The organism is Cupriavidus metallidurans CH34, from assembly GCF_000196015.1.
Taxonomy (GTDB): Bacteria; Pseudomonadota; Gammaproteobacteria; order Burkholderiales; family Burkholderiaceae; genus Cupriavidus; species Cupriavidus metallidurans.
In genome coordinates this window covers 1,863,236-1,883,222 of record NC_007973.1, presented here as the reverse complement: position 1 = coordinate 1,883,222, position 19,987 = coordinate 1,863,236, and the positions used below count along the sequence as shown (strand labels likewise).

Genomic DNA, 19,987 nt, shown 5'->3' with positions numbered 1-19,987 from the left:
ACCATGAAAAGAAAGCCAACCTCCCTGATTCGCCCGCCGCGCTGGACCCCTGCCCTCCTCGTGCCGCTGGCGCTTGCCGCCTGCTCGCTGGAACCCACCTACCAACGTCCGGAGTCACCGGTACCGCAGGCTTACCCGACCGGCCCTGCCTATGAAAGCGCCAACAAGGGGCCCGCGGGCCAGGCGCGGCCGGACCAGGCAACGCCCGCCGCGAGCCTTGGCTGGGAGGACTTCTTTACCGACCCACGCCTGCGCACGCTGATCGGGCTGGCGCTGGCGAACAACCGTGACCTGCGTATCGCGACGCTGTCCATCGATCAGGCGCGAGCGCAGTACCGGATCCAGCGTGCCGCGCAGTTTCCGGCGATCAACGCCAATGCAGGCTTTGCCAGTACTCGGCTGAACAGCGATCTGCGCGCGCCCGGACAGGACGCCGTGATCAACTCCTGGACTGCGGGCGTAGGCTTCAATGCATTTGAGCTCGATGTGTTCGGGCGGGTGCGCAGCCTCAAGCATCAGGCGCTGGAGCAATATCTGGCAATCGAGGAAGTGCGGCGCAGCGCGCAGATCAGTCTCGTGGCGGAAGTGGCCAGCGCCTACCTGACATGGCAGGCCGACCAGGAACTGCTCAGGCTGTCGAAGGAAACGCTCAAGGTCCAGCAGGACGCCGCGCTGATGATCAGCCGCAGCAAGAGCGCCGGCGGCATGGCGGAGATCGACATGCATCGCGGGCAGACCCAGGTGCAGACCGCGCAGGTGGATGTGGAGCAGTTCACGCGACAGGTGGCGCAGGACGAGAATGCGCTGGCGTTGTTGATCGGCGGCCAGCTACCGGCGGACCTGCCGCCCCCGCAGCCGTTTGCGAATAACTCGTACGTGGCAGAGTTGCCCGCCGGGGTGCCATCGACACTGATGGAGCAACGGCCAGACATCATGGCGGCCGAGCATCAGCTCAAGGGGGCCAATGCCAACATCGGCGCGGCGCGGGCGGCCTTCTTCCCGCAGATATCGCTGACGGCCACCGTCGGCGTGGCCAGCACGGCGCTCGCCTCGCTGTTCACGGGCGGCATGGCCTGGGCGTTCGCGCCGCAGATCACACTGCCGATTTTTAACGCCGGGGCCAACCAGGCACGACTCGATATTGCCACGGTGCAGAAGGACATTAACGTGGCGGCTTACGAGAAAACGATCCAGGGTGCATTCCGGGAAGTTGCCGATGGCCTGGCTGCACGCGGCACCTACGACCGGCAGACCGTGGCGCAGGAGGCGCTGACGAAGGAAGTTTCCGAAACCAAGCGGCTGGCGGAAATCCGTTTCAAGAACGGGGTGGATGACTACTTCCCCGTGTTCGATGCGCAGCGGCAACTCTACGATGCGCAGAAGAAGATGGTGACGATCGAACTGGCCAGACTCACCAGCCGCGCAAGCCTATACAAGGCGCTGGGCGGCGGGTGGTCGCAGCAGACGGTGGCCAGCCTAGATCATCCGGCGAAGTAGCCGGTCCTTCAGGACGAACTGGTGCCACAAGGCGGCTGCGGCGTGCAGGCCGACGAAGATGTACACGAACGTGGCGCCAGTTTCGTGAATCTCCTTCGCGAGCTTTGAGTACGGCTCATTGATCGCGAGCGGTAGCGCCAGCTGGAAGCCATAGACCGGGATGGTCCTGCCCTTCCACGCCACCGCCAACATGCCGAGCACCGGCATGGCCAGCATCAGCACATACAGCACGAAATGCATGGCGCTTGCCGCGCGGTCCATCCACCGTGGGTCCCCGGCCGGCGGCGGAGGGAGCGGTTGGCTCACTCGCACCAGCAGACGCAACAGCATCAACACCAATATCGTGATGCCCGCGGATTCATGAATTGCCATCATCGCGGCCCGCTCGGTGCTGCCCTTCGGGAACACGTCGCGAAACTCCACCGCCGCAACCGCCACCACGGCGCCCAGGAATACCAGCCAGTGCAACGCGCGCATGGCTAAGGAGTATTTGGGCTGGAAGGTCAGGGAGAGGGTATGTGGGGATGTCAAATGCATTTTTGTCCTCTTTTGTTCCAACAGAACAATTCTGCGCGTCATGTCTGTCCGGAATCAATCCTCAATACCGCTCCCAGCTTGTGACAGGTCAACGGCAAAGCGTTGACTTCAGCAATGAAGCAAGCGTCACAGCACATCTTCCGGGCACCCTCTCGTTTTCCCCGACTGTCCCAAGATGCAAAAACGTTGTCCCGAATGATCAAACCGTAGGCTGCGAATCCTAGATACTTCGCCGGTCACGACCCGACGCTGTCATCACGATGTCACGGGTCATTTAGGAGGCAGACATGCACGGATACCGTTCCACCCTTGCGCCAATGGCAGGCGCGCCTGCCAAGGCCAGGCTGTCGCGATATTACCCGTGGCTGGTCTTCGCGCTGAGCTTTGGGTTGCTCCTCTCGGACTATATGTCCCGGCAGGTTTTGAATGCGCTGTTCCCAATGCTCAAGCTCGAGTGGGGACTCAGCGACACTGAATTGGGCGCCTTGGGCGGCGTCGTTGCGTTGATGGTGGGGGTACTGACCTTCCCGCTGTCGATCCTTGCTGACCGTTGGGGCCGCGTGCGCAGCCTGACGCTGATGGCAGCGCTTTGGAGCCTGGCCACGCTCGGTTGCGCGCTGGCCAATTCCTTCGGCGAGATGTTCCTCGCACGGCTTTGCGTTGGTATTGGCGAGGCCGCCTATGGCAGCGTCGGCATTGCCGTGGTGGTCTCGGTATTCCCCCGGCACCTGCGTGCCAGCCTCAGCGCAGCCTTCATCGCCGGTGGCGCATTCGGCTCGGTACTGGGCATGGGGCTGGGCGGTGTGATTTCCGCTCACTTCGGATGGCGCGTTGCTTTCGGCGGCATGGCGCTCTTCGGCCTGATCCTGGTGGCGCTGTACCGCCTGCTGATTACTGAGAAGGGCCTGCTGGCCCGCCGCCAGGAACTCGGCGAGGACGTCTCCGCCAGCCAGACGCAGGCCAAGCTGGAGCTTCGCCCGCTGGTCTCCGCGCTGTTCTCCACCCGTTCGATTCTCTGCGCCTATGTGGGCAGCGCCCTGCAATTGTTCGTCATGGCTTCGATGCTGGCCTGGCTGCCGAGCTACTTCGGCCGCTACTACGGCATGAGCGGCGCGCAAGCCGGCCTGACTGCCGCCGCTTTTGTGCTGATCGGTGGCGCCGGCATGATCATGTGCGGGGCCTTCACCGACTGGATTGCCCGTCATATCCCGGCCCGCAAGTGGATCGTGGCCATCGCCTACAGCGTGCTCTGCTGCGTGCTGCTGGGCGCAGCCTTCCAGCTGCCGCCGGGCACGGCCCAGCTCGTGCTGATCGGCGCCGGGATGCTGCTGGCAGGCGGCACGGCCGGCCCGGCCAGCGCCGCGGTGGCCAACCTGACCGCGCCTGCGATTCATGGCTCCGCGTTTGCCACGCTCACGCTGGTCAACAACCTGCTTGGACTCGCGCCGGGTCCGTTCTTCACCGGCCTGATCGCCGATCACATCGGCCTGCGCGGCGCGCTGCAGTTCCTGCCGCTGGTTGGCTTGCTGGCCGCCGTCTGCTTCGTTATCGGGCGTCGCACCTACAGCGCGGACGTACACCGCCTGGAGCGTATGCGTGCCGCCGCCGGCAATCGCTGACCCCAACACCATTTACCCGTTTTCGCAATGGACTTTCTGGCTGACACCACCGTACTGTTCGTTCCCGGCTTGCGCGACCACGTGCCCGAGCACTGGCAGACCCTGCTTCAGGCGCAGATCCCCAACTCCCGATCGGTACAGCCGCTCGAGCATGACAAGCTGAGCCGCGCGGCACGCGTGGCCGCGCTGGACGAAGCCCTGGCCGAGATCGACGGCCCCGTGGTCCTCGTCGCGCATAGCGCCGGCGTGATGATCACCGTCCACTGGGCGGCCCAGCATCACCGCAAGATCCGCGCCGCGCTGCTCGCCGCACCGGCCGACCTCGAAAACCCGATGCCCGCCGGCTATCCCACCCACGCCACGCTCGACGAGCACGGCTGGCTGCCGATTCCCCGTCGCCCGCTGCCCTTCCCCAGCATTGTTGGCGCCAGCCGCAACGATCCGCTGGCGCGCTTCGATCGCGTGGAGCAGATGGCGCGCGACTGGGGCAGCGAACTGGTCGATCTCGGCGAGGTCGGCCACCTGAACCCCGCCGCGGGCTACGGCGAATGGCCCTACGCGATGACGCTCGTGGAGCGCCTGATGCGTCGCGCCTGACCATGCTCGAGGCACACCGATTTTTGTTTTGTCCACAGAAGTAACCGCAGTAACCATTTCCGACGGGAACCCCCCAAATAGCAATCGAGAAAAAAGAGAGGAGATTGACCTATGAAGCTCAAGGGCATGGCCATGGCCGCACTGCTCGCCTGTACCGGCAGCGCCTACGCGCAGTCTGCCGTTACGCTCTACGGCGTGCTCGACACCAGCCTGGAATTCGCAAACCATGTGGCGCCGTACTCGGCCGCGGGCTTTACCGCGAATCCGGGCGCCGGCAACAATGTGTTCCGCGTGAACTCCGGCGGCCTGTCTGGTTCGCGTTGGGGTCTTCGTGGTACGGAGGATCTCGGCGGCGGCCTGAAGAGCATCTTCGTGCTGGAAAGCGGTATTTCCGTCGATAACGGCACGATGCAGCAGAGCAACCGTCTGTTCGGTCGTCAGGCATTCGTCGGTATCTCGCACAACACCTACGGTCAGATCACGCTGGGTCGCCAGTACACCTCGCTGTTCGTGGCGATGGCCAACTTCATGCCGACGGCGTATGCCACGCAGTACGAACCGGCGGCATTCATGGCCGGTAACAACTTCCGTGAAGACAACACCATTGCCTACACGGGCGTGTTCGGTCCGGTGACCGCGCTGGCCCACTTCTCGTTCGGCGCTGGTGTGCCGAACCTGGCGATCCAGGGCGGTGCAAGCGCCTTCGGTGGCAACGGTGAAGTCCCGGGCGCATTCCGCCGCGACAGCGCCTTCGGCGGCGCATTCACGTACTCGGCTGGCCCGTTTGGTGCAGCGATTGCCTATGACCAGTGGAACCCGTCGGTCAACAACGCCGCCGGCGTCTACCAGGGCACCACTGCCACGCTGAAGAAGGCTTCGGTGGCCGGCAGCTACGCCATCGGCCAGGTCGCCAAGATCATGGCTGGCTACCGCTGGGGCAAGGTCGATAACAACGGTACCGGCGCCCAGCTTCAGCGCGACGACTACTACTGGATCGGCGCGAACTATCAGGTGACGCCTGCTGTGGGCCTGACGCTGGAGTATGACTACGACAACCTCAAGCGCGACTACTTCAACAACACCCACGCACCGAATCCGTGGCAGATCGCCTTCGTGGCGGACTACAGCTTCTCGAAGCGTACCGACGTGTACCTGAGCGCCGCATACGCCAAGAATGCCGGCCTGACGCTGGACGCCGCGAACACGAACCAGCTGGCCACGACCGGCGCCACCGGCAACAGCTACATTCTCGGCACCGGCCAGAGCAGCATGGTGGGTGTGAGCCTGGGCCTTCGCCACAAGTTCTGACCCAATTCGGATTGGTTCTACTGGCGTGAATCGGCCAGGCGAGTTTTACCCGTTCCCCTCGCCTGGTCCGATTCGATGTTCGCCTTTGGTCGCACGGGCCTCCGTCCGTGTGGCCGATTTTCTTCTGGGCGATCAGGTCTCCTCGACCTGTTCGCCCGTTCGCGTTGTGCGCCACTTCGAAACGCTGCAGCCAAACTGGTTGCCAAACCAGCGCGAGAATGCGCTCAGCGACGAAAAGCCGAGCAGCGTCGCAACTTCGGACAGCGGGCGTGAGCGGTTCTCGATGTAGCTTGTAGCCAGCCCTGCGCGTGCCTCGTTCAGGATCTGCGAATAAGTGGTGCCATCCTGCGCCAGTCGGCGGTGGATGGTGCGCCGGTCCACTCCCAAGTGCTGAGCCACCCGGTCGATCGAACACATGCCGCTTGGCAGCAATGCGTAGACGAGCTTGCGCACCTTGTCCGCCATGGTGGTATTCGATTGCGCCAGCAGCGTGCCCAGGTAGCGCTTGACCTGCTGCGCCATCACCGGGTCATAGGACGGCAGCGGCGCTTCCAGATCGGAGGCCACGCAGACGATTCCGTCGAAATCCTGATTGAACAGCGCGGGCATCCCGAACACGCGCAGGTATGTGGTCTGGCTTTCGGGCGGCGCGTGCGAAAAGCAGATGCTGCGCGGGCGCCACGCGGGCCCGAGAAACATGCTGAGCATCCGGAACATCACCCCGGCGGCCAGTTGAGTAGCCTGCCGCATCGAGCCTGCGGGCTGGTCGCTGAGGATCTGCAGGCGGATCACCACCAAGCCATCCATCTCTTCCACGCGCATTGCCAGGGACTCGTTCTGCAGGCCCATGTAGCGCACCATCGACTCCAGCGCGCGGCGCAGCGTGGGTTCCTCGCGGACCACGAAGGCAAGTGGCCCCAGGTTCGAGAACTGCCGCAACTCCGCCAGTCGCAGGCCGAAATCCTCCGCGTGCCCGTCGCGCGCCGACGCCTCGAGCAGACGCCCCACCGATGCGGCGGGGATGCGGATATCCGGGTCCAGCAGCACGTCCCGGTTGATCTTGGCGGCACGCAGCATCTGGTGCGGATCGAGCCCTACGGCGCGCGCAACTTCCATGTAATTGGTCAGGCTGGCACTGCGAAGAAAATAGGACATCGTGTTTTCCCTGAGTGTCCCGAAATGTAAATCGTGTGTCCCTGGTCGTCAAATATTTCAATGCCGTTCGTCGATACTTCCGGCACCGAAGTACGCATTCGAACAACAGGAGACACAGTATGCAGTTCCTCGACGACTCCCTGCACCCCGAGAACATGGACAAGGTTGTTATCACGGTGGCGCCGTATGGCCCCGAGTGGATGCCGGAGGACTTCCCGGAAGACATCCCCGTGACGATGGAGGAACAGATCCAGAAGGCCGTCGACTGCTACAACGCCGGTGCCACGGTGCTGCACCTGCACGTGCGCGAACTGGACGGCAAGGGCTCCAAGCGCCTGTCGAAGTTCAACGAACTGATCGCTGGCGTCCGCGCGGCCGTGCCGGACATGATCATCCAGGTGGGTGGTTCGATCTCGTTTGCGCCGGAGAATGAAGGCCAGGCCGCCACATGGCTGTCGGACGACACGCGCCACATGCTGGCCGATCTGGACCCGAAGCCGGACCAGGTGACCGTGGCCATCAACACCACGCAGATGAACATCATGGAACTGCTCTACCCCGAGTATCTCGAGGGTACGTCGCTGTCCAACCCTGCGTATATCCAAGCCTACCGTGAGATGACCGTGCCGGCTGGCCCGGGCTGGGTGGAAGAGCACCTGCGCCGCCTGAGCGCCTCCGGCATCCAGCCGCACTTCCAGCTCACCGGCATCCACGCGATGGAAACGCTGGAACGCATGGTGCGCGCCGGCGCCTACAAGGGGCCGCTGAACCTGACCTGGATCGGCATCGGCGGTGGCTTCGACGGTCCGAACCCGTTCAACTTCTTCAACTTCATCCACCGCGCGCCGGATGGTTGCACGCTGACCGCCGAGTCGCTACTCAAGAACGTGCTGCCGTTCAACATGATGGCAATGGCGATGGGCATGCACCCGCGCTGCGGCATCGAGGACACGATCATCGACCAGCACGGCAACCGCATGACGTCGGTGCAGCAGATCGAGCAGTGCGTGCGCGTGGCGAAGGAATTGGGCCGCGAGGTCGCCTCGGGCAAGGAAGCACGCGAGATCTATCGCATCGGCACCTGGTACGACAGCGTCGACGAAACGCTGGCGGCCCATGGCATGCTCCCGAACCGCAAGTCGGGTCAGAAGAACCTGCCGCTGCGCAAGGCTGCCTGAGACATACCATGCCCGCCGCGAACCCCTGTATCAACATCTGTCGCATGGACCTGGCAGGCAAGTACTGCCAGGGTTGCCGCAGAACCACGGTCGAGATCGGTCTTTGGGACACCATGACCGAAGTCCAGCGCATCGAGGTGCTGGCCGACCTTCCCCTGCGCGCTCTGGGCAGGGGCGCATCACAGCAGCCGACATCGGTGCCATCCTGACCCACGCGCCGCACTCCTTGCGGCGCTTTCCACGGTTTCTCGCCGGACCTGCCATACGTTCGACATCTGTTCGACACTTTCCAGTCAGCCCAAAGCAGGCAGGTCCGGTCTTTTTCCCTTCCCTCTTTCCTCTTCTTTCCTCTTCTCGGTGGTCGTTTGTTCCCCCGGTCGAATTCACCGTCCGTCATACCGCGTGCGTGACATGCGCGACATCCGCGTCGTCATACTCCCGAGAAATATCCTTGTTCGTATAGTCGCGCAGCTTCACGGCCGCGAACACGCTGAGCGCTGCGCATACCAGCACATAGACCGCAATGGCATAGCCGGTGTGATAGTGGGCGAACAACGCCGTGGCAATCAGCGGTGCCGGGCCGCCCGCAATCACGGACGCTAGCTGGTAGCCCATCGAGGCCCCGCTATAGCGCAGGCGACCTGTAAACGTCTCCGCGATCAACGCCGCCTGTGGGCCATACATCATCGCGTGCGGGACAAGCGACAGCACGATGGCGATGAACACCCACATCGGGTTGCGGGTGTCGACCATCGCGAAGTACAGGAAGCCGAACACGCCGACTGCGATCGCGCCCGCGATGTACATGCGGCGCCGGCCCAGCACGTCGGACAGATGTCCAAAGTACGGAATGGTGAAGAACTCGACCACCGATGCCGCGAGCACGGCCAGCAGGAGCAGATCGCGTGACATGCCCAGCGTCATCACACCATAGGTGAACACAAAGGCCGTAAATATGTAGAACGGCGCCTGTTCGGCCATGCGGACCAGGGCCGACAACAGGATGTCCTTCGGCTGGCGCCGGATCACTTCCAGCATCGGCGTTTTCTCGATCCGATGCTCGGCCAGCAGCCGCGCGAAGACGGCGTCTCCAGAATGTTCAGGCGGATGTAGAGCCCGATCCCGACCAGAACGATGCTCAGGAGGAACGGCACACGCCAGCCCCAGGTCAAGAACTGATCGCCGGCCAGCCAACTCATGCCCAATACTGCCAGGTTGGCGAGGAACAATCCCGCTGGCACCCCGAACTGCGGCCATGACGCGACCAGGCCGCGGTGCGAGTCGGAGCGTGCCCATTCCATCGACATCAGCACTGAACCGCCCCACTCCCCGCCAACACCAATCCCCTGGATGAAGCGCAGGACCGTCAGTGCCACGGCGCCCCAGATCCCGATCTGCGCATAGGACGGCACGAAGGCCACTGCGAATGTTGCCAGTCCCATCAACAGCAAGGTGGCCACAAGCGTGGCCTTGCGACCGATACGGTCACCGTAGTGCCCGAAGATGGCCGCGCCGACCGGGCGCGCGACAAAGCCTACCGCGTAGATCAGGAACGCCTGCAGCGTGCCAACGAGTGGATCGGATTCGGGAAAGTACAGCTTGGCGAACACCAGGCCGGTTACCGTGCTGTAGAGAAAAAAGTCGTACCACTCGATCGTGGTACCCACGGTGCTTGCGATGACAGCGCGACGCAACTGCCGCCGTGCTTCTGCTTCGGGTAGGGGCACTGCCCCCGACTGCATGGGATCCATGATGCGTCCCCTGTCTGCATATACCGGTATAGACAGTAACAAATCTGTTACGGTTCCGACGGGTGAGGCAGCCGCCTCGCAGGGGATGACGGCATCGCGCTTCAGTCTCGAATGCGATACGTGAGAGGCGTCGCGAACGTATTGGCGGAAACCCTGCCTTTGGCATTGACGAATTGCTGGTGAGTGCTGCGCGCCACATCATGCTGATTCGATCGACTCGCCTTTCGTCATCGCATGAGCGCAATCCTGCAGGGCATCAAGGTACTGGACCTGACCCGTGTTGTGGCCGGGCCGTGGGCTACTCAGAACCTGGCGGACATGGGTGCCACCGTCTACAAGATCGAGAAACCCGGTGATGGCGATGACACGCGTCGGATGGGGCCATTCCTGACCGACGGCGATGGCAACGTGACGAACGACTCCGCGTTCTTCCTCTGCTGCAACCGTGGCAAGCAATCGGTCACCGTCGATATTTCGCAGCCGGAAGGCGCCGAACTGGTACGCCAACTGGCATCGCATTGCGATGTCGTCGTGGAGAACTACAAGGCGGGCAGCCTGAAGAAGTACGGACTCGACTACGAGAGCATCCGTGCGCTGCGTCCCGACATCATCTATTGCTCCGTGACCGGCTTTGGTCCGGATGGCCCTTACGCGCCCCGCCCCGCATACGACTTCATCCTGCAAGGCATGGCGGGGCTGATGAGCACCTGCGGGCAGCCCGATGGCACGCCCGGCGCGGCGCCGATGCGAACCGCGATTCCACTGACGGATATCCTCACGGGGCTGTATGCATCGGTGGCACTGATGGGCGCGCTCTATCACCGTCAGGCTACCGGTGAGGGGCAATTCATCGATGCCGCGATGATCGATGCCGCAGTGGCCGCCAACGGCCATCTCGCGCTGGGCTATCACATGACGGGAAAGGTGCCGCAGCGCGCCGGCAACTCCAATCCGGTGGCATCGCCTTCGGAGGTGTTCGCCTGCCTTGACGGCCACGTCATCATCGCCGCCGGCAACAACGGTCAGTTCGCGGCGTTGTGCCGCGTGATCGGGTGTGCGTCGTTGATCGAAGATCCGCGATTCCTGCAGAACATGGACCGCGTACGAAATCGCCCGGTTCTGCGCGAGACATTGGGTGAGCGTCTGCTGAACTGGCGTCTTGCCGACCTGATTCAGGCCCTGGAAGGCGCAGGCGTGCCATGTGGCCCGATCAACGACATCGACGACGTTTTCGACGATCCGCAAGTCCGGCACCGCGAACTGCTGGTACGCCTGCCGCACGGCAGTGGTGTCGAGGCGCCGACGCTGCGCAGCCCACTGCGCTTCTCTGCCACGCCGGTCACGATGACCGCGCCACCGCAACTTGGCCAGCACACCGAAGCCGCGCTCCGGAGCGAATTGGGAATGTCGGCAGCGGACGTGGAGGCCTTCCGGGAGAGAGGCGTGATCTGACGCAACGGACCATGGAATGGACGCGGGCTGCGCAAGGCAGCCCGTTTTTCTTTGTGGTCGGGATATGCCGGCGCTACCGGCATATCGCATCAGTCCGCATCAATCCGCATCAATCGAGTTTGATCCCCGCCTTCTGCACCACGCTGGCCCAGCGCCCAGCTTCTTCCTTGATGAATGCCTGGAACTGATCCGCCTTGCCGCCAACCGGGTCAATGCCGTAGTCGATCAGCTTGGCCTGGACGTCCGGCGCGTGGACCACGGCGTCGAGTTCCGCGGATAGTTTGTCAATGATGGCGGTTGGCGTCTTTGCTGGCGCCAGCACGCCGATCCAGCTCGATGGCATGATGTTCGGATAGCCGGCTTCAGCCATGGTGGGCACATCGGGCGCAGCCGGCCAGCGGCGCGGATTGGTGATGGCCAGCGCGCGAACCTTGCCTGCCTTCGCCAGCGGAATCATGGTCTGCACAGAGTCGAAGATCACGGCCACCTGACCTGAGATAAGGTCTGGCAACGCGGGCGAGATGCCCTTGTATGGCACGTGCGTCATCGTCATGCCCGTGCCCTGTGAAAACAGCTCGCCGGCCAGATGCGCGCCTGACCCGCTGCCGCTCGAGGCGAAGGTCATCTGGTCCGGATGCGCCTTGCCCCACGACACCAGTTCCTTTACCGACTTCGGCGGCAACTGCGCGCTCGAAACCATCAGTAGCGGAATACGCCCAATCTCGCTCACACCAGTCAGGTCCCGGATCGGGTCGTAGCTCATCTTCTGGTACAGGCTCGGGTTGATCGCGTGCGCGGCCACCACAACCAGCAGCGAATAGCCGTCCGGCGCGGATTTGGCGACGTTGTCTGAACCGATCATGCCGTTGGCACCCGGGCGGTTCTCCACTACGACCGGTTGTCCGATGCGTTCGGCCAGTTTCTGCATGACGAGGCGGGTTACCGCGTCCGACACGCCACCCGGCGGGTATGGCACCACCACACGTACCGGCCGAGACGGCCAATTCTGCGTGCTGGCACTCTGCGCCATGGCGGGCACCGCCAGCATCAATCCACTGGCGAGTATTGCCGCCTGCACGAGCCGCCGCCTTGCGGCACGGCGGGAGTCCTTCTGCGCTGTCATCACCACTGTCTCCTCCTGGTCTTGTCGCTGTTGTCACATACCGGCGCCAGTCGCCTCGTTCATTCCACGTCGTCCGACTTCCTCTGCCCAGGCAATGGGCACCGACAGCGGAAAATCGAGCAGCGTCTGCGCGAAGCTCTTGCCCAATGGGTCGGATCGCAGGCTCGCCACGCCGCCACCGGCAAGCGCGTCATGCATCAGGAAGTTCAGCGCATTCAACCCGGGTACCTCAAAACACTCCACCTCGCCCGTCACGAGATGCGCGAAGTACTGACCGACGGCCTTCGGCGTCAGTTGCTGGCGCAACAACGCCAGATACTCGGGCTTGCGCGCAATCACGCCGATGTTCTCGTCATCGCCCTTGTCACCACTGCGCGCGCACGCCAGCGCCACCAAAGGGCATGTCACGCGTGGGCCGTCAGGGATTGGGGCGGTGGTTAGCGCCACAGGCGCAGCGGCCTGTGGTGCAGCCTGTGGTGCAGCCAACTCGGCGGCGATGCTCAGGGCCACGCGGCGGTTGTCGAGTTCGACCGTCATTGGCACCGCATCCTTCGGCACAAGAAACGAGAAGACCTTGACCACCGGCTGAATATCTACGCGTCCCGAGAACGACGAACGCGTGCCGGCAGCCATCGACGTGCCGGCGGAAGCGCATTCGCGCTGCAGGATGGCCAACGCCTTCGCCCGAGGGTGCCGGGCGCCGATGCGCAATACCACTTCGCGCGTGGGTAACTCGCGCGCATGGGGGCCGTAGTGCGATTCGCAGCCAAGCAGTTCGACGATGGTCGCGCTGTAGTCGCCGAACCCCTGCTCGGCCATCATGCGGCGCGTGCGTGCAAGCAGCGCTTCGGCGGTACGGCGGGCCTTGGCCGGCGCGTCGATGCCGCGAATCGCCATCATCGGGCTGATCTGGTAGCCATCCTGCCAGGTGGCATTGGCCTTGTAGTGCGTGCCCGGCGGACGCCCCCGTGCGCCATGCACGCGAACATGCTCTTCGTCGATGACCTCGACATGCACCTGGCGGAAATCGCAGGTCACGTCCGGCATCAGGTAGTTGGCTGGATCACCGACTTCGTACAGGATCTGTTCGGATACGGCCAGCGGATCGATCAGGCCGCCGGTGTCGTCGGGCTTCGACAGCACGAAGCTACCATCCTCCGCGCAATCGATGACGGGGTAGCCAATGCGGTCCCAGTCGGACACGCGTTCCCAGTCAGTGAACAGCCCCCCCGTGGCCTGCGCTCCGCACTCGATAACGTGCCCGGCGAGCGTGCCAGCCGCGAGCCTGTCCCAGTCGTCCCAGCCCCAATCGAACTCATGCGCCAGTGCGCCCACCACCACCGCGCTATCCACGCTACGGCCGGCGATCACGATGTCGGCCCCCATTTCGAGCGCTCTCGCGATGCCCTGCGCCCCGGTGTACACGTTCGCGGACCATGGCTCGGTGGTTGGCACGGCGCTACCGTCCAGTTGTGTCAATCCCGCATCGCACCAGCCCGGGAATGCGGCCCCCACATCGTCCCCAGTGACCACGGCAATCTTCGGCGACAGACCCTGTTGCGCGGCAACCTTGAGCAACGCGTCGCGACAGCCCTGCGGATTCAGCCCACCTGCATTGGCGATGACGCGCACGCCCCGCTCCAGGATGGCGGCCAGATGGGGCGCGATCGCGGCGTGAACGAAGTCGGTGGCGTAACCGAGGGACGGATCCTTGGCGCGGGCACGGGCCAGGATCGACATCGTGGTTTCGGCCAGATAGTCATACACCAGGTACTGAAGTCCGGGCACCGTCAGTAACTGGGGCGTAGCGGTGGCCGAGTCGCCCCAGAAACCGCTTGCGCCACCGATGCGGACCGTGCGGGGCAGGCTCCGGCTGGTTTCCATACCCCGGCGGCCGGCGGCGGAGGCGCGTTTCATGCCTTGCCCTCCCCTGCTTCCTCAGCAACCACGCGCACCAGCAGGGTGCCGGCGCTGGCCTGTCCGCCAGCGCGTGCCGACAATTCCGAGACGACGCCGGCGAACGGGGCGACGAGCGTGTGTTCCATTTTCATCGCTTCCAGCACAACCAGCGACTGGCCCGCCTCCACACGATCACCTTCCGCCACGTTGACGGCCACGATCCGGGCCGTCAGCGGCGCGGTGAGCGCGCCTGATGACTCCCCTTCCGTATTTCGACGGCGCGGGTCGTGTCGGGTGAAGCGCCAGGCCCGACCGTCGGCAAACAGATGTATTGCCAGATCGTCGTCAGCATGGAGAACAGGCCGAGCCATACCGTCGCACTCGATCCATGCCGCCCCGTCAGCCGCATGGTCGCGGAGCATCCGCACGTGGACTGGCTGCGCGCCCGTCTCTCCGCGCGCGCTGACGGTAACGCGCCAGCCTTCTTCTGTCGCCTGCACTGCCGAGTCCCACGGTCTTCCTTCCGCGTGCAGTCTCACCGACGTTGTCATTCGCAATAGCGCGACGGGCTCGCTCCGCGACAACTGACCAGATGCCGTCAGTGCGGCAATGGCAACCACATGACTGGATGGTTCGGTGGGTTGCAACGACGCCTGCATATGCGCGTCGACGAAGCCCGTGTGCACGTCATTGCCAGCGAACGCCGCACTGGCAAGGCACGACGCCAGGAACGGCTGGTTCGATGGCACGCCGAGCAGCACGCAGTCCTGCACCGCTCGCAACAGCTTCTGACGCGCTTCCTCGCGTGTGCGCCCATGGGCCACGAGCTTGGCGATCATCGAGTCATAGTGCGTGGGGATAGTGCCCCCGGTTTCCAGCGCATGGTCGACACGCACGTCGTGGCCCGACTCCGGGGCGCGCCAGCGCAGCACCGGACCGCCCTGGGGAAGAAATCCTGCAGGCACGTCCTCGGCCGTCAGGCGCACTTCGATCGCGTGGCCGTCGAACGTCACCTGATCCTGCGTCGCTGGCAGCGTTTCGCCCGCGGCAACTTGCAGTTGCCATGCCACGAGGTCGAACCCGGTGATAGCCTCGGTCACGGCGTGTTCCACCTGCAACCGGGTGTTCATCTCCATAAAGTAGAAGTTGGCGTCGGCATCGAGCAGAAACTCCATCGTGCCGGCTCCCACGTAGCCAATGGCCCGTGCCGCCCGCACGGCTGCCTCGCCCATCCTGCCGCGCAGCGCGGGCGATACCGCCGGCGATGGGGCTTCCTCGATCACCTTCTGGTGGCGGCGCTGCACCGAGCAATCGCGCTCTCCAAGGTGGATCACATTGCCATGCGCGTCGGCAAAGACCTGAATCTCGACGTGGCGTGGTTGGATGACCGCGCGTTCCAGGATCAGTTCGTCGTTGCCGAACGCCGTCGCGGCTTCCGACCGCGCACTGGCGAGCGCCGCGGGCAATGCAGCGGCATCGGGCACCAATCGCATGCCGCGTCCGCCGCCGCCTGCTGCAGCTTTGACCATGAGCGGAAAGCCGATGCGCCCGGCTTCTGCCAGCAAGGTCTTGTCGTCCTGCGCCTCGCCCTGATAGCCGGGCACGCACGGCATGTCCGCGGCCAGCATCAGGCGCTTGGCCTCGGCCTTGTTGCCCATGGCACGGATGGCGCTGGCCGGCGGACCGACGAAGACCAGCCCGGCGTCGGTCACAGCATCGGCGAACTCGGCGTTCTCGGCCAGGAAGCCATAGCCCGGATGGACGGCATCGGCACCAGCGTTTCGCGCGGCAGCGATGATGGCTGCAATGTTGAGGTAGGACTCACGCGGCGCGGCAGCACCGATGCACACGGCCCGATCCGCGCTGGCCACGTGCGGGCTGTGGCGGTCGGCCTCGGAGTAGACGGCAACGGTGCCAAGCCCAAGTCGGCGGGCCGTCCGCATGATGCGGATGGCGATCTCGCCCCGGTTGGCCACGAGCACGGTATGGAAGGGTCGGCAGGAAGCTGACATGGAATGCTCTCTGGAAAGTTTCTCGCGTTCAGGCGTCTGTCGATTGCGCGGCGCATACGATGCCGGCATCAAATCGCGTGACCCAGCGCGCTTCGCGCTTTTCGCGGAAGGCCGCGATGCCTTCTGTGCCTTCGGTGCGCATGCACTGGGCAAACTGATGCGATGCGTCATCAAGCAGGCTGTCCACCGGCGTCTGGCCACATCTGGCGACCAATGCCTTGAACTGTCGGTTGGCGTGTGGCCCGCAGCGGCCAATGCGGGTCAGCCACTCGGCAATCAGTTCGTCCAGTCCGGCGGCGTCATCGGCCAACTGGTCCACGAGCCCGACTGCCTCTGCCGCCACGCCGTCCAGACGCTCGCCGGTCAGGCCCAGGCGCCGTGTCAGCGCGGCGCCGAGACGGCCGACGACGAACGGTGCGATCTGTGCGGGAATGATGCCCAGCGAGGTTTCCGACAAGGCGAACCGCGCCGCGCGCGTTGCGAGCACAACGTCTGCGGCACATGCCATGCCCATGCCGCCGCCCATCGCCGGCCCGTCCACGGCCGCGATCACGGGTATCGGGAGTGTCGCCAGCCGTGTCATGAAATGACCGAACTGGCGGTTGCGCGCGGCAACCGGGTCTTCGTGGCCAACATCGGCGTCAAGCCGCGCCTGGAAATTGCCGACGTTGCCTCCCGCGCTGAAGGTTCCACCCGCACCGCGTAGCACCAGCGCGCGGATGCCGACGTCGGCTTCAGCCTGCGCCACGATGTCCGTCAGCACGGCGACCACTTCCGGAGCGAGCGCATTGCGCGTGGCCGGGATGTTGAGCGTGGCGAACAACACGCCCTCCACGCAACGTACGATGACTGGGTTGGTCATGGCTCGTCTCAGCGGTCGTGGCGGGACATCAGCCCCATCTGCTTGGCGATAACTTGCAGCATCACCTCGTCGGCGCCACCACCGATCGATCCAAGCCGGAAATCCCGATAGGCGCGATTGGCGTGGTTGTCCCACGTGTAACCCATGCCGCCCTGGAACTGGATGCACCAGTCGGCTATTTCGCGCGACAGGCGGCCTGCCTTCAGCTTGGCCATCGACGCCAGTTCCACCACATCCTCGCCCTGGATATAGGCTCGCGTCGCCACGTGAACCAGCGCGCGCAGCGATTCGAGTTCGGTCTTCAGTTCGGCGAGCTTGAACTGGATGTACTGGTTGTCGAGCAGTGGCTTGCCGAACGCCACGCGCTGGCGGAGGTAGTCGGCGGTCTCCTCGATCAGCGCACTGCACGCCAGCCGACGGGCCGCGCCGTTCAGGCGCTCCTCCTGGAATTGTTTCATCTGATAGATGAACCCCATGCCCTCATCGCCAATACGGTTGCGCGCCGGCACGCGTACGTCATCGAAGAAGATCTGGGCGGTGTCCGAGCACCACATGCCCATCTTGCGGATCTTCTGCACTTCCACGCCACGCACGAGTCGGCCGTTTTCCCTCAACGGCACGATGATCAGCGACTTGTTCTTGTGGACCGGCCCGTCCGACGTGTTGCAAAGCAGGCAGATCCAGTCGGCCTGCGTGCCGTTGGTGATCCACATCTTGGAGCCGCTGATCACGTAATCGTCGCCGTCGCGACGTGCGCGTGTCTTCAGCGACGCGACGTCGGAGCCCGCTCCGACTTCCGACACGCCGATGGAGACAACCATCTCGCCGGCGATGGCTGGTGCCAGGAATTCACGCTTGAGCGCGTCAGTGCCGAATGCCGCCAATGCAGGCGTGGCCATGTCGGTTTGCACGCCGATACCCATCCCAACACCTTGTGCGCGCGCATGGCCCAGGGCTTCGGCGGCGGCGACGGCGTACGAGAAATCCAGACCCAGCCCACCGTATTCCACGGGCTTGGTGATGCCAAGGAATCCAAGCTCGCCCATCTTCCGGAATAGCGCGTGGGCGGGAAACGTCTCCGCTGCTTCCCATTCGTCGACGAACGGGTCGATCTCGGCCGCGACGAACCGGCGAATACTGTCCATGATGCTGCGGTGGTCCTGGGTATAAAGCATCTGTGTCTCCGGGGTACCTTGTTTGTTCAGATCTGATGAGGCGCGAAAGCGTTGGAAGCGTCGGAAGCGTCAGAAACGCGCAACGCCGAACTGCATCGCGCGGGGCGTGCGGGCGGCGGCTTCTCGCGCTGTGGCCAGCACAAAGGCCAGCACCGCGCGCGTGTCGCGTGGGTCGATCACACCATCGTCCAGCAGCAACCCGCTGGTGACGAACGCGCTGCCCTGACGCTCGAAGTTGGCGACGATCTCGGCGGTCTGCGCGGCCAGCGCCGCCTCGTCCACGGGCACGCCCTTGCGCGCGGCCTGCTGGCGGGCCACGATTTCGAGTGTCATCGCAGCCTGCTCTCCGCCCATGACGGCCGTTCGCGCGTTGGGCCACGAGAAGCAGAAGCGCGGATGGAAGCCACGGCCGCACATGCCGAAATTGCCGGCGCCGAAGCTCGCGCCGCAGTACAGCGTGACATGTGGGACGGTGGAGTTGGAGAGCGCCTGAATCATCTTCGAGCCGTGCTTGATCATGCCGGCCTCCTCCGATGCCTTGCCGACGATGAAGCCCGTGGTGTTCTGCAGAAACACGATCGGTGTGCCGGACTGGTTGCAGGCCTGAATAAACTGCGCGGCCTTGGTGGCGCCAGCCGGATCGATCGGGCCATTGTTGGCGATAAAGCCGACGGCATGGCCTTCGATGCGGGCATGACCGCAGACGGTGCCCGGTCCGTAGTCGGGCTTGAACGGCAGCCAGGCGGAGTCATCCACCAGCCTGGCGATAACCTCGCGCATATCGACCGGACGCTTGTGATCCAGGGTCATGACACCTTCGAGCTCGGCCGCGGGGAGCTTCGGCGCCCGTGCCGGCCGTGGCGGCGTCTGATCCACACGGGGCCAGTCAAGGCTGGCGACGATGTCCCGTGCCGTGGCAATGGCGTGCTCGTCGTCCTCGGCCAGATACTCGGCCAGACCGCTGACGGTGGCGTGTAGATCCGCGCCACCCAGTTCTTCGTCGGTGGCAATCTCGCCGGTGGCGGCTTTGAGCAGTGGCGGGCCGGCCAGGAAGGCGCGGGCACGCTTGCGGACCATCACGACGTAATCGGACAGGCCCGGCATGTACGCCCCGCCGGCCGTGGACGAGCCGTGGACCACCGTAATGACCGGTAGCCCCGCTGCCGAGAGCCGCGCCAGGTTGTAGAAGATCGTGCCGCCTCGCACGAATTTTTCGACCCTGTACTTGCGCAGGTTTGCGCCGGCCGACTCCACGAGATGGATCAGCGGCAACCGGTTCTCCAGCGCGATGTCCTGACAGCGCATCAGCTTCAGGTTGCCGGCCTCGGTCATGGCGCCGGCGTCGATGCCTGAATCCGTGGCCAGCACCATGCAGCGCACGCCGCACACAAAGCCGATTCCAGCCACCAGCGAGCCGCCGGGAATCGACGTATCGGGATTCGGATCGTCCAGCCCATATCCCGCAAGCGTGGCCAGCGGCAGGAATGGCGCGCCGGGGTCGAGCAGACAGGCAACTCGCTCGCGCGGCAGCAGCGCCCCGCGTTTCTGAAAGCTTGAGCGAGCACGCGACGAGGCGTCGACGGCTCGCTGTTCCAGCGCGCGCAGCCGGTCTGTCAGCGCCTGCATGCCAGCACGCTGCGTGGCAAAGGTATCCGAGGTGGAATCAATCCGGGTATCGATGGTGATCATGGTGGGAGACCGGCTGGCGTCCGATGGCGCGTGTTGGCGTGACGGGTTGTACGAAGTGAATCCATTGCAATCCACCCTTCACCGCTGGACAACCACAACGGGCGTCCTTGTGCATAATGTGCACAACTTAGGT

General features: G+C 64.3%; 15 protein-coding genes and 1 pseudogene. 7 read left to right on the top strand and 9 right to left on the bottom strand.

Annotated elements, in window-relative coordinates:
• The first annotated feature begins 3 nt into the window (after positions 1 to 3).
• Positions 4 to 1,497 carry an efflux transporter outer membrane subunit gene (locus tag RMET_RS08700; RefSeq protein WP_011516468.1) on the top strand — a complete coding sequence of 498 codons (1,494 nt, stop codon included), beginning with the start codon at positions 4 to 6 and terminating at the stop codon, positions 1,495 to 1,497.
• Here the strand turns inward: RMET_RS08700 and RMET_RS08695 are convergent.
• Positions 1,477 to 1,974 (bottom strand): cytochrome b, encoded by a 498-nt coding sequence (locus RMET_RS08695; RefSeq protein ID WP_029309768.1) that lies wholly within the window; start codon positions 1,972 to 1,974, stop codon positions 1,477 to 1,479. The genes RMET_RS08700 and RMET_RS08695 overlap by 21 nt on opposite strands.
• Positions 1,975 to 2,321: 347 nt before the next feature.
• On the opposite strand from RMET_RS08695, the gene RMET_RS08690 reads away from it, so the two are divergent.
• The 3 genes from RMET_RS08690 to RMET_RS08680 all read left to right on the top strand — a co-directional run bounded on the left by RMET_RS08690 (position 2,322) and on the right by RMET_RS08680 (position 5,558).
• The gene (locus RMET_RS08690; RefSeq protein WP_011516466.1) at positions 2,322 to 3,653 is read left to right on the top strand and encodes an MFS transporter; all 1,332 of its coding nucleotides are present in this window, start codon (positions 2,322 to 2,324) and stop codon (positions 3,651 to 3,653) included.
• Between the two features lie 27 nt (positions 3,654 to 3,680).
• A complete protein-coding gene (locus RMET_RS08685) occupies positions 3,681 to 4,250 on the top strand; it encodes an RBBP9/YdeN family alpha/beta hydrolase (protein WP_008644746.1) in 570 nt (189 codons plus the stop codon).
• 111 nt (positions 4,251 to 4,361) lie between these two features.
• A complete protein-coding gene (locus RMET_RS08680; protein ID WP_011516465.1) occupies positions 4,362 to 5,558 on the top strand; it encodes a porin in 1,197 nt (398 codons plus the stop codon).
• 132 nt (positions 5,559 to 5,690) lie between these two features.
• Here RMET_RS08680 and RMET_RS08675 read toward each other — a convergent pair whose 3' ends face one another.
• Positions 5,691 to 6,713 carry an AraC family transcriptional regulator gene (locus tag RMET_RS08675; RefSeq protein ID WP_011516464.1) on the bottom strand — a complete coding sequence of 341 codons (1,023 nt, stop codon included), beginning with the start codon at positions 6,711 to 6,713 and terminating at the stop codon, positions 5,691 to 5,693.
• Positions 6,714 to 6,832: 119 nt separating this feature from the next.
• On the opposite strand from RMET_RS08675, the gene RMET_RS08670 reads away from it, so the two are divergent.
• Both RMET_RS08670 and RMET_RS08665 read left to right on the top strand, forming a co-directional pair.
• The gene (locus tag RMET_RS08670; protein WP_011516463.1) at positions 6,833 to 7,891 is read left to right on the top strand and encodes a beta-keto acid cleavage family enzyme; all 1,059 of its coding nucleotides are present in this window, start codon (positions 6,833 to 6,835) and stop codon (positions 7,889 to 7,891) included.
• An 8-nt stretch (positions 7,892 to 7,899) separates the two neighbouring features.
• Complete coding sequence (locus RMET_RS08665) at positions 7,900 to 8,100, top strand: DUF1289 domain-containing protein (protein WP_011516462.1); 201 nt, start codon at positions 7,900 to 7,902, stop codon at positions 8,098 to 8,100.
• Between the two features lie 184 nt (positions 8,101 to 8,284).
• Here RMET_RS08665 and RMET_RS08660 read toward each other — a convergent pair.
• A pseudogene (locus RMET_RS08660) lies at positions 8,285 to 9,642 on the bottom strand (MFS transporter).
• A 234-nt stretch (positions 9,643 to 9,876) separates the two neighbouring features.
• Here RMET_RS08660 and RMET_RS08655 point away from each other — a divergent pair.
• A complete protein-coding gene (locus RMET_RS08655; protein ID WP_011516461.1) occupies positions 9,877 to 11,094 on the top strand; it encodes a CaiB/BaiF CoA transferase family protein in 1,218 nt (405 codons plus the stop codon).
• A 109-nt stretch (positions 11,095 to 11,203) separates the two neighbouring features.
• On the opposite strand, the gene RMET_RS08650 is transcribed toward RMET_RS08655, so the two are convergent.
• From RMET_RS08650 to RMET_RS08625, 6 genes are all read right to left on the bottom strand, one after another.
• Positions 11,204 to 12,217, bottom strand: a complete 1,014-nt coding sequence (locus RMET_RS08650) for a tripartite tricarboxylate transporter substrate binding protein (protein WP_011516460.1) — start codon at positions 12,215 to 12,217, stop codon at positions 11,204 to 11,206.
• Positions 12,218 to 12,250: 33 nt separating this feature from the next.
• The gene (locus RMET_RS08645; RefSeq protein ID WP_011516459.1) at positions 12,251 to 14,134 is read right to left on the bottom strand and encodes an acyclic terpene utilization AtuA family protein; all 1,884 of its coding nucleotides are present in this window, start codon (positions 14,132 to 14,134) and stop codon (positions 12,251 to 12,253) included.
• On the bottom strand, positions 14,131 to 16,128 hold the full coding sequence (locus RMET_RS08640) for an acetyl/propionyl/methylcrotonyl-CoA carboxylase subunit alpha (RefSeq protein ID WP_011516458.1): 1,998 nt from the start codon (positions 16,126 to 16,128) through the stop codon (positions 14,131 to 14,133). The genes RMET_RS08645 and RMET_RS08640 overlap by 4 nt, the downstream gene beginning before the upstream one ends.
• A gap of 28 nt (positions 16,129 to 16,156) precedes the next feature.
• Positions 16,157 to 16,990, bottom strand: a complete 834-nt coding sequence (locus RMET_RS08635) for an enoyl-CoA hydratase/isomerase family protein (protein ID WP_011516457.1) — start codon at positions 16,988 to 16,990, stop codon at positions 16,157 to 16,159.
• 8 nt (positions 16,991 to 16,998) lie between these two features.
• Entirely contained in the window at positions 16,999 to 18,165 is a 1,167-nt protein-coding gene (locus RMET_RS08630) for an acyl-CoA dehydrogenase family protein (protein ID WP_011516456.1), read from the bottom strand.
• Between the two features lie 69 nt (positions 18,166 to 18,234).
• Complete coding sequence (locus tag RMET_RS08625) at positions 18,235 to 19,854, bottom strand: acyl-CoA carboxylase subunit beta (protein WP_011516455.1); 1,620 nt, start codon at positions 19,852 to 19,854, stop codon at positions 18,235 to 18,237.
• Between the last annotated feature and the right edge of the window lie 133 nt (positions 19,855 to 19,987).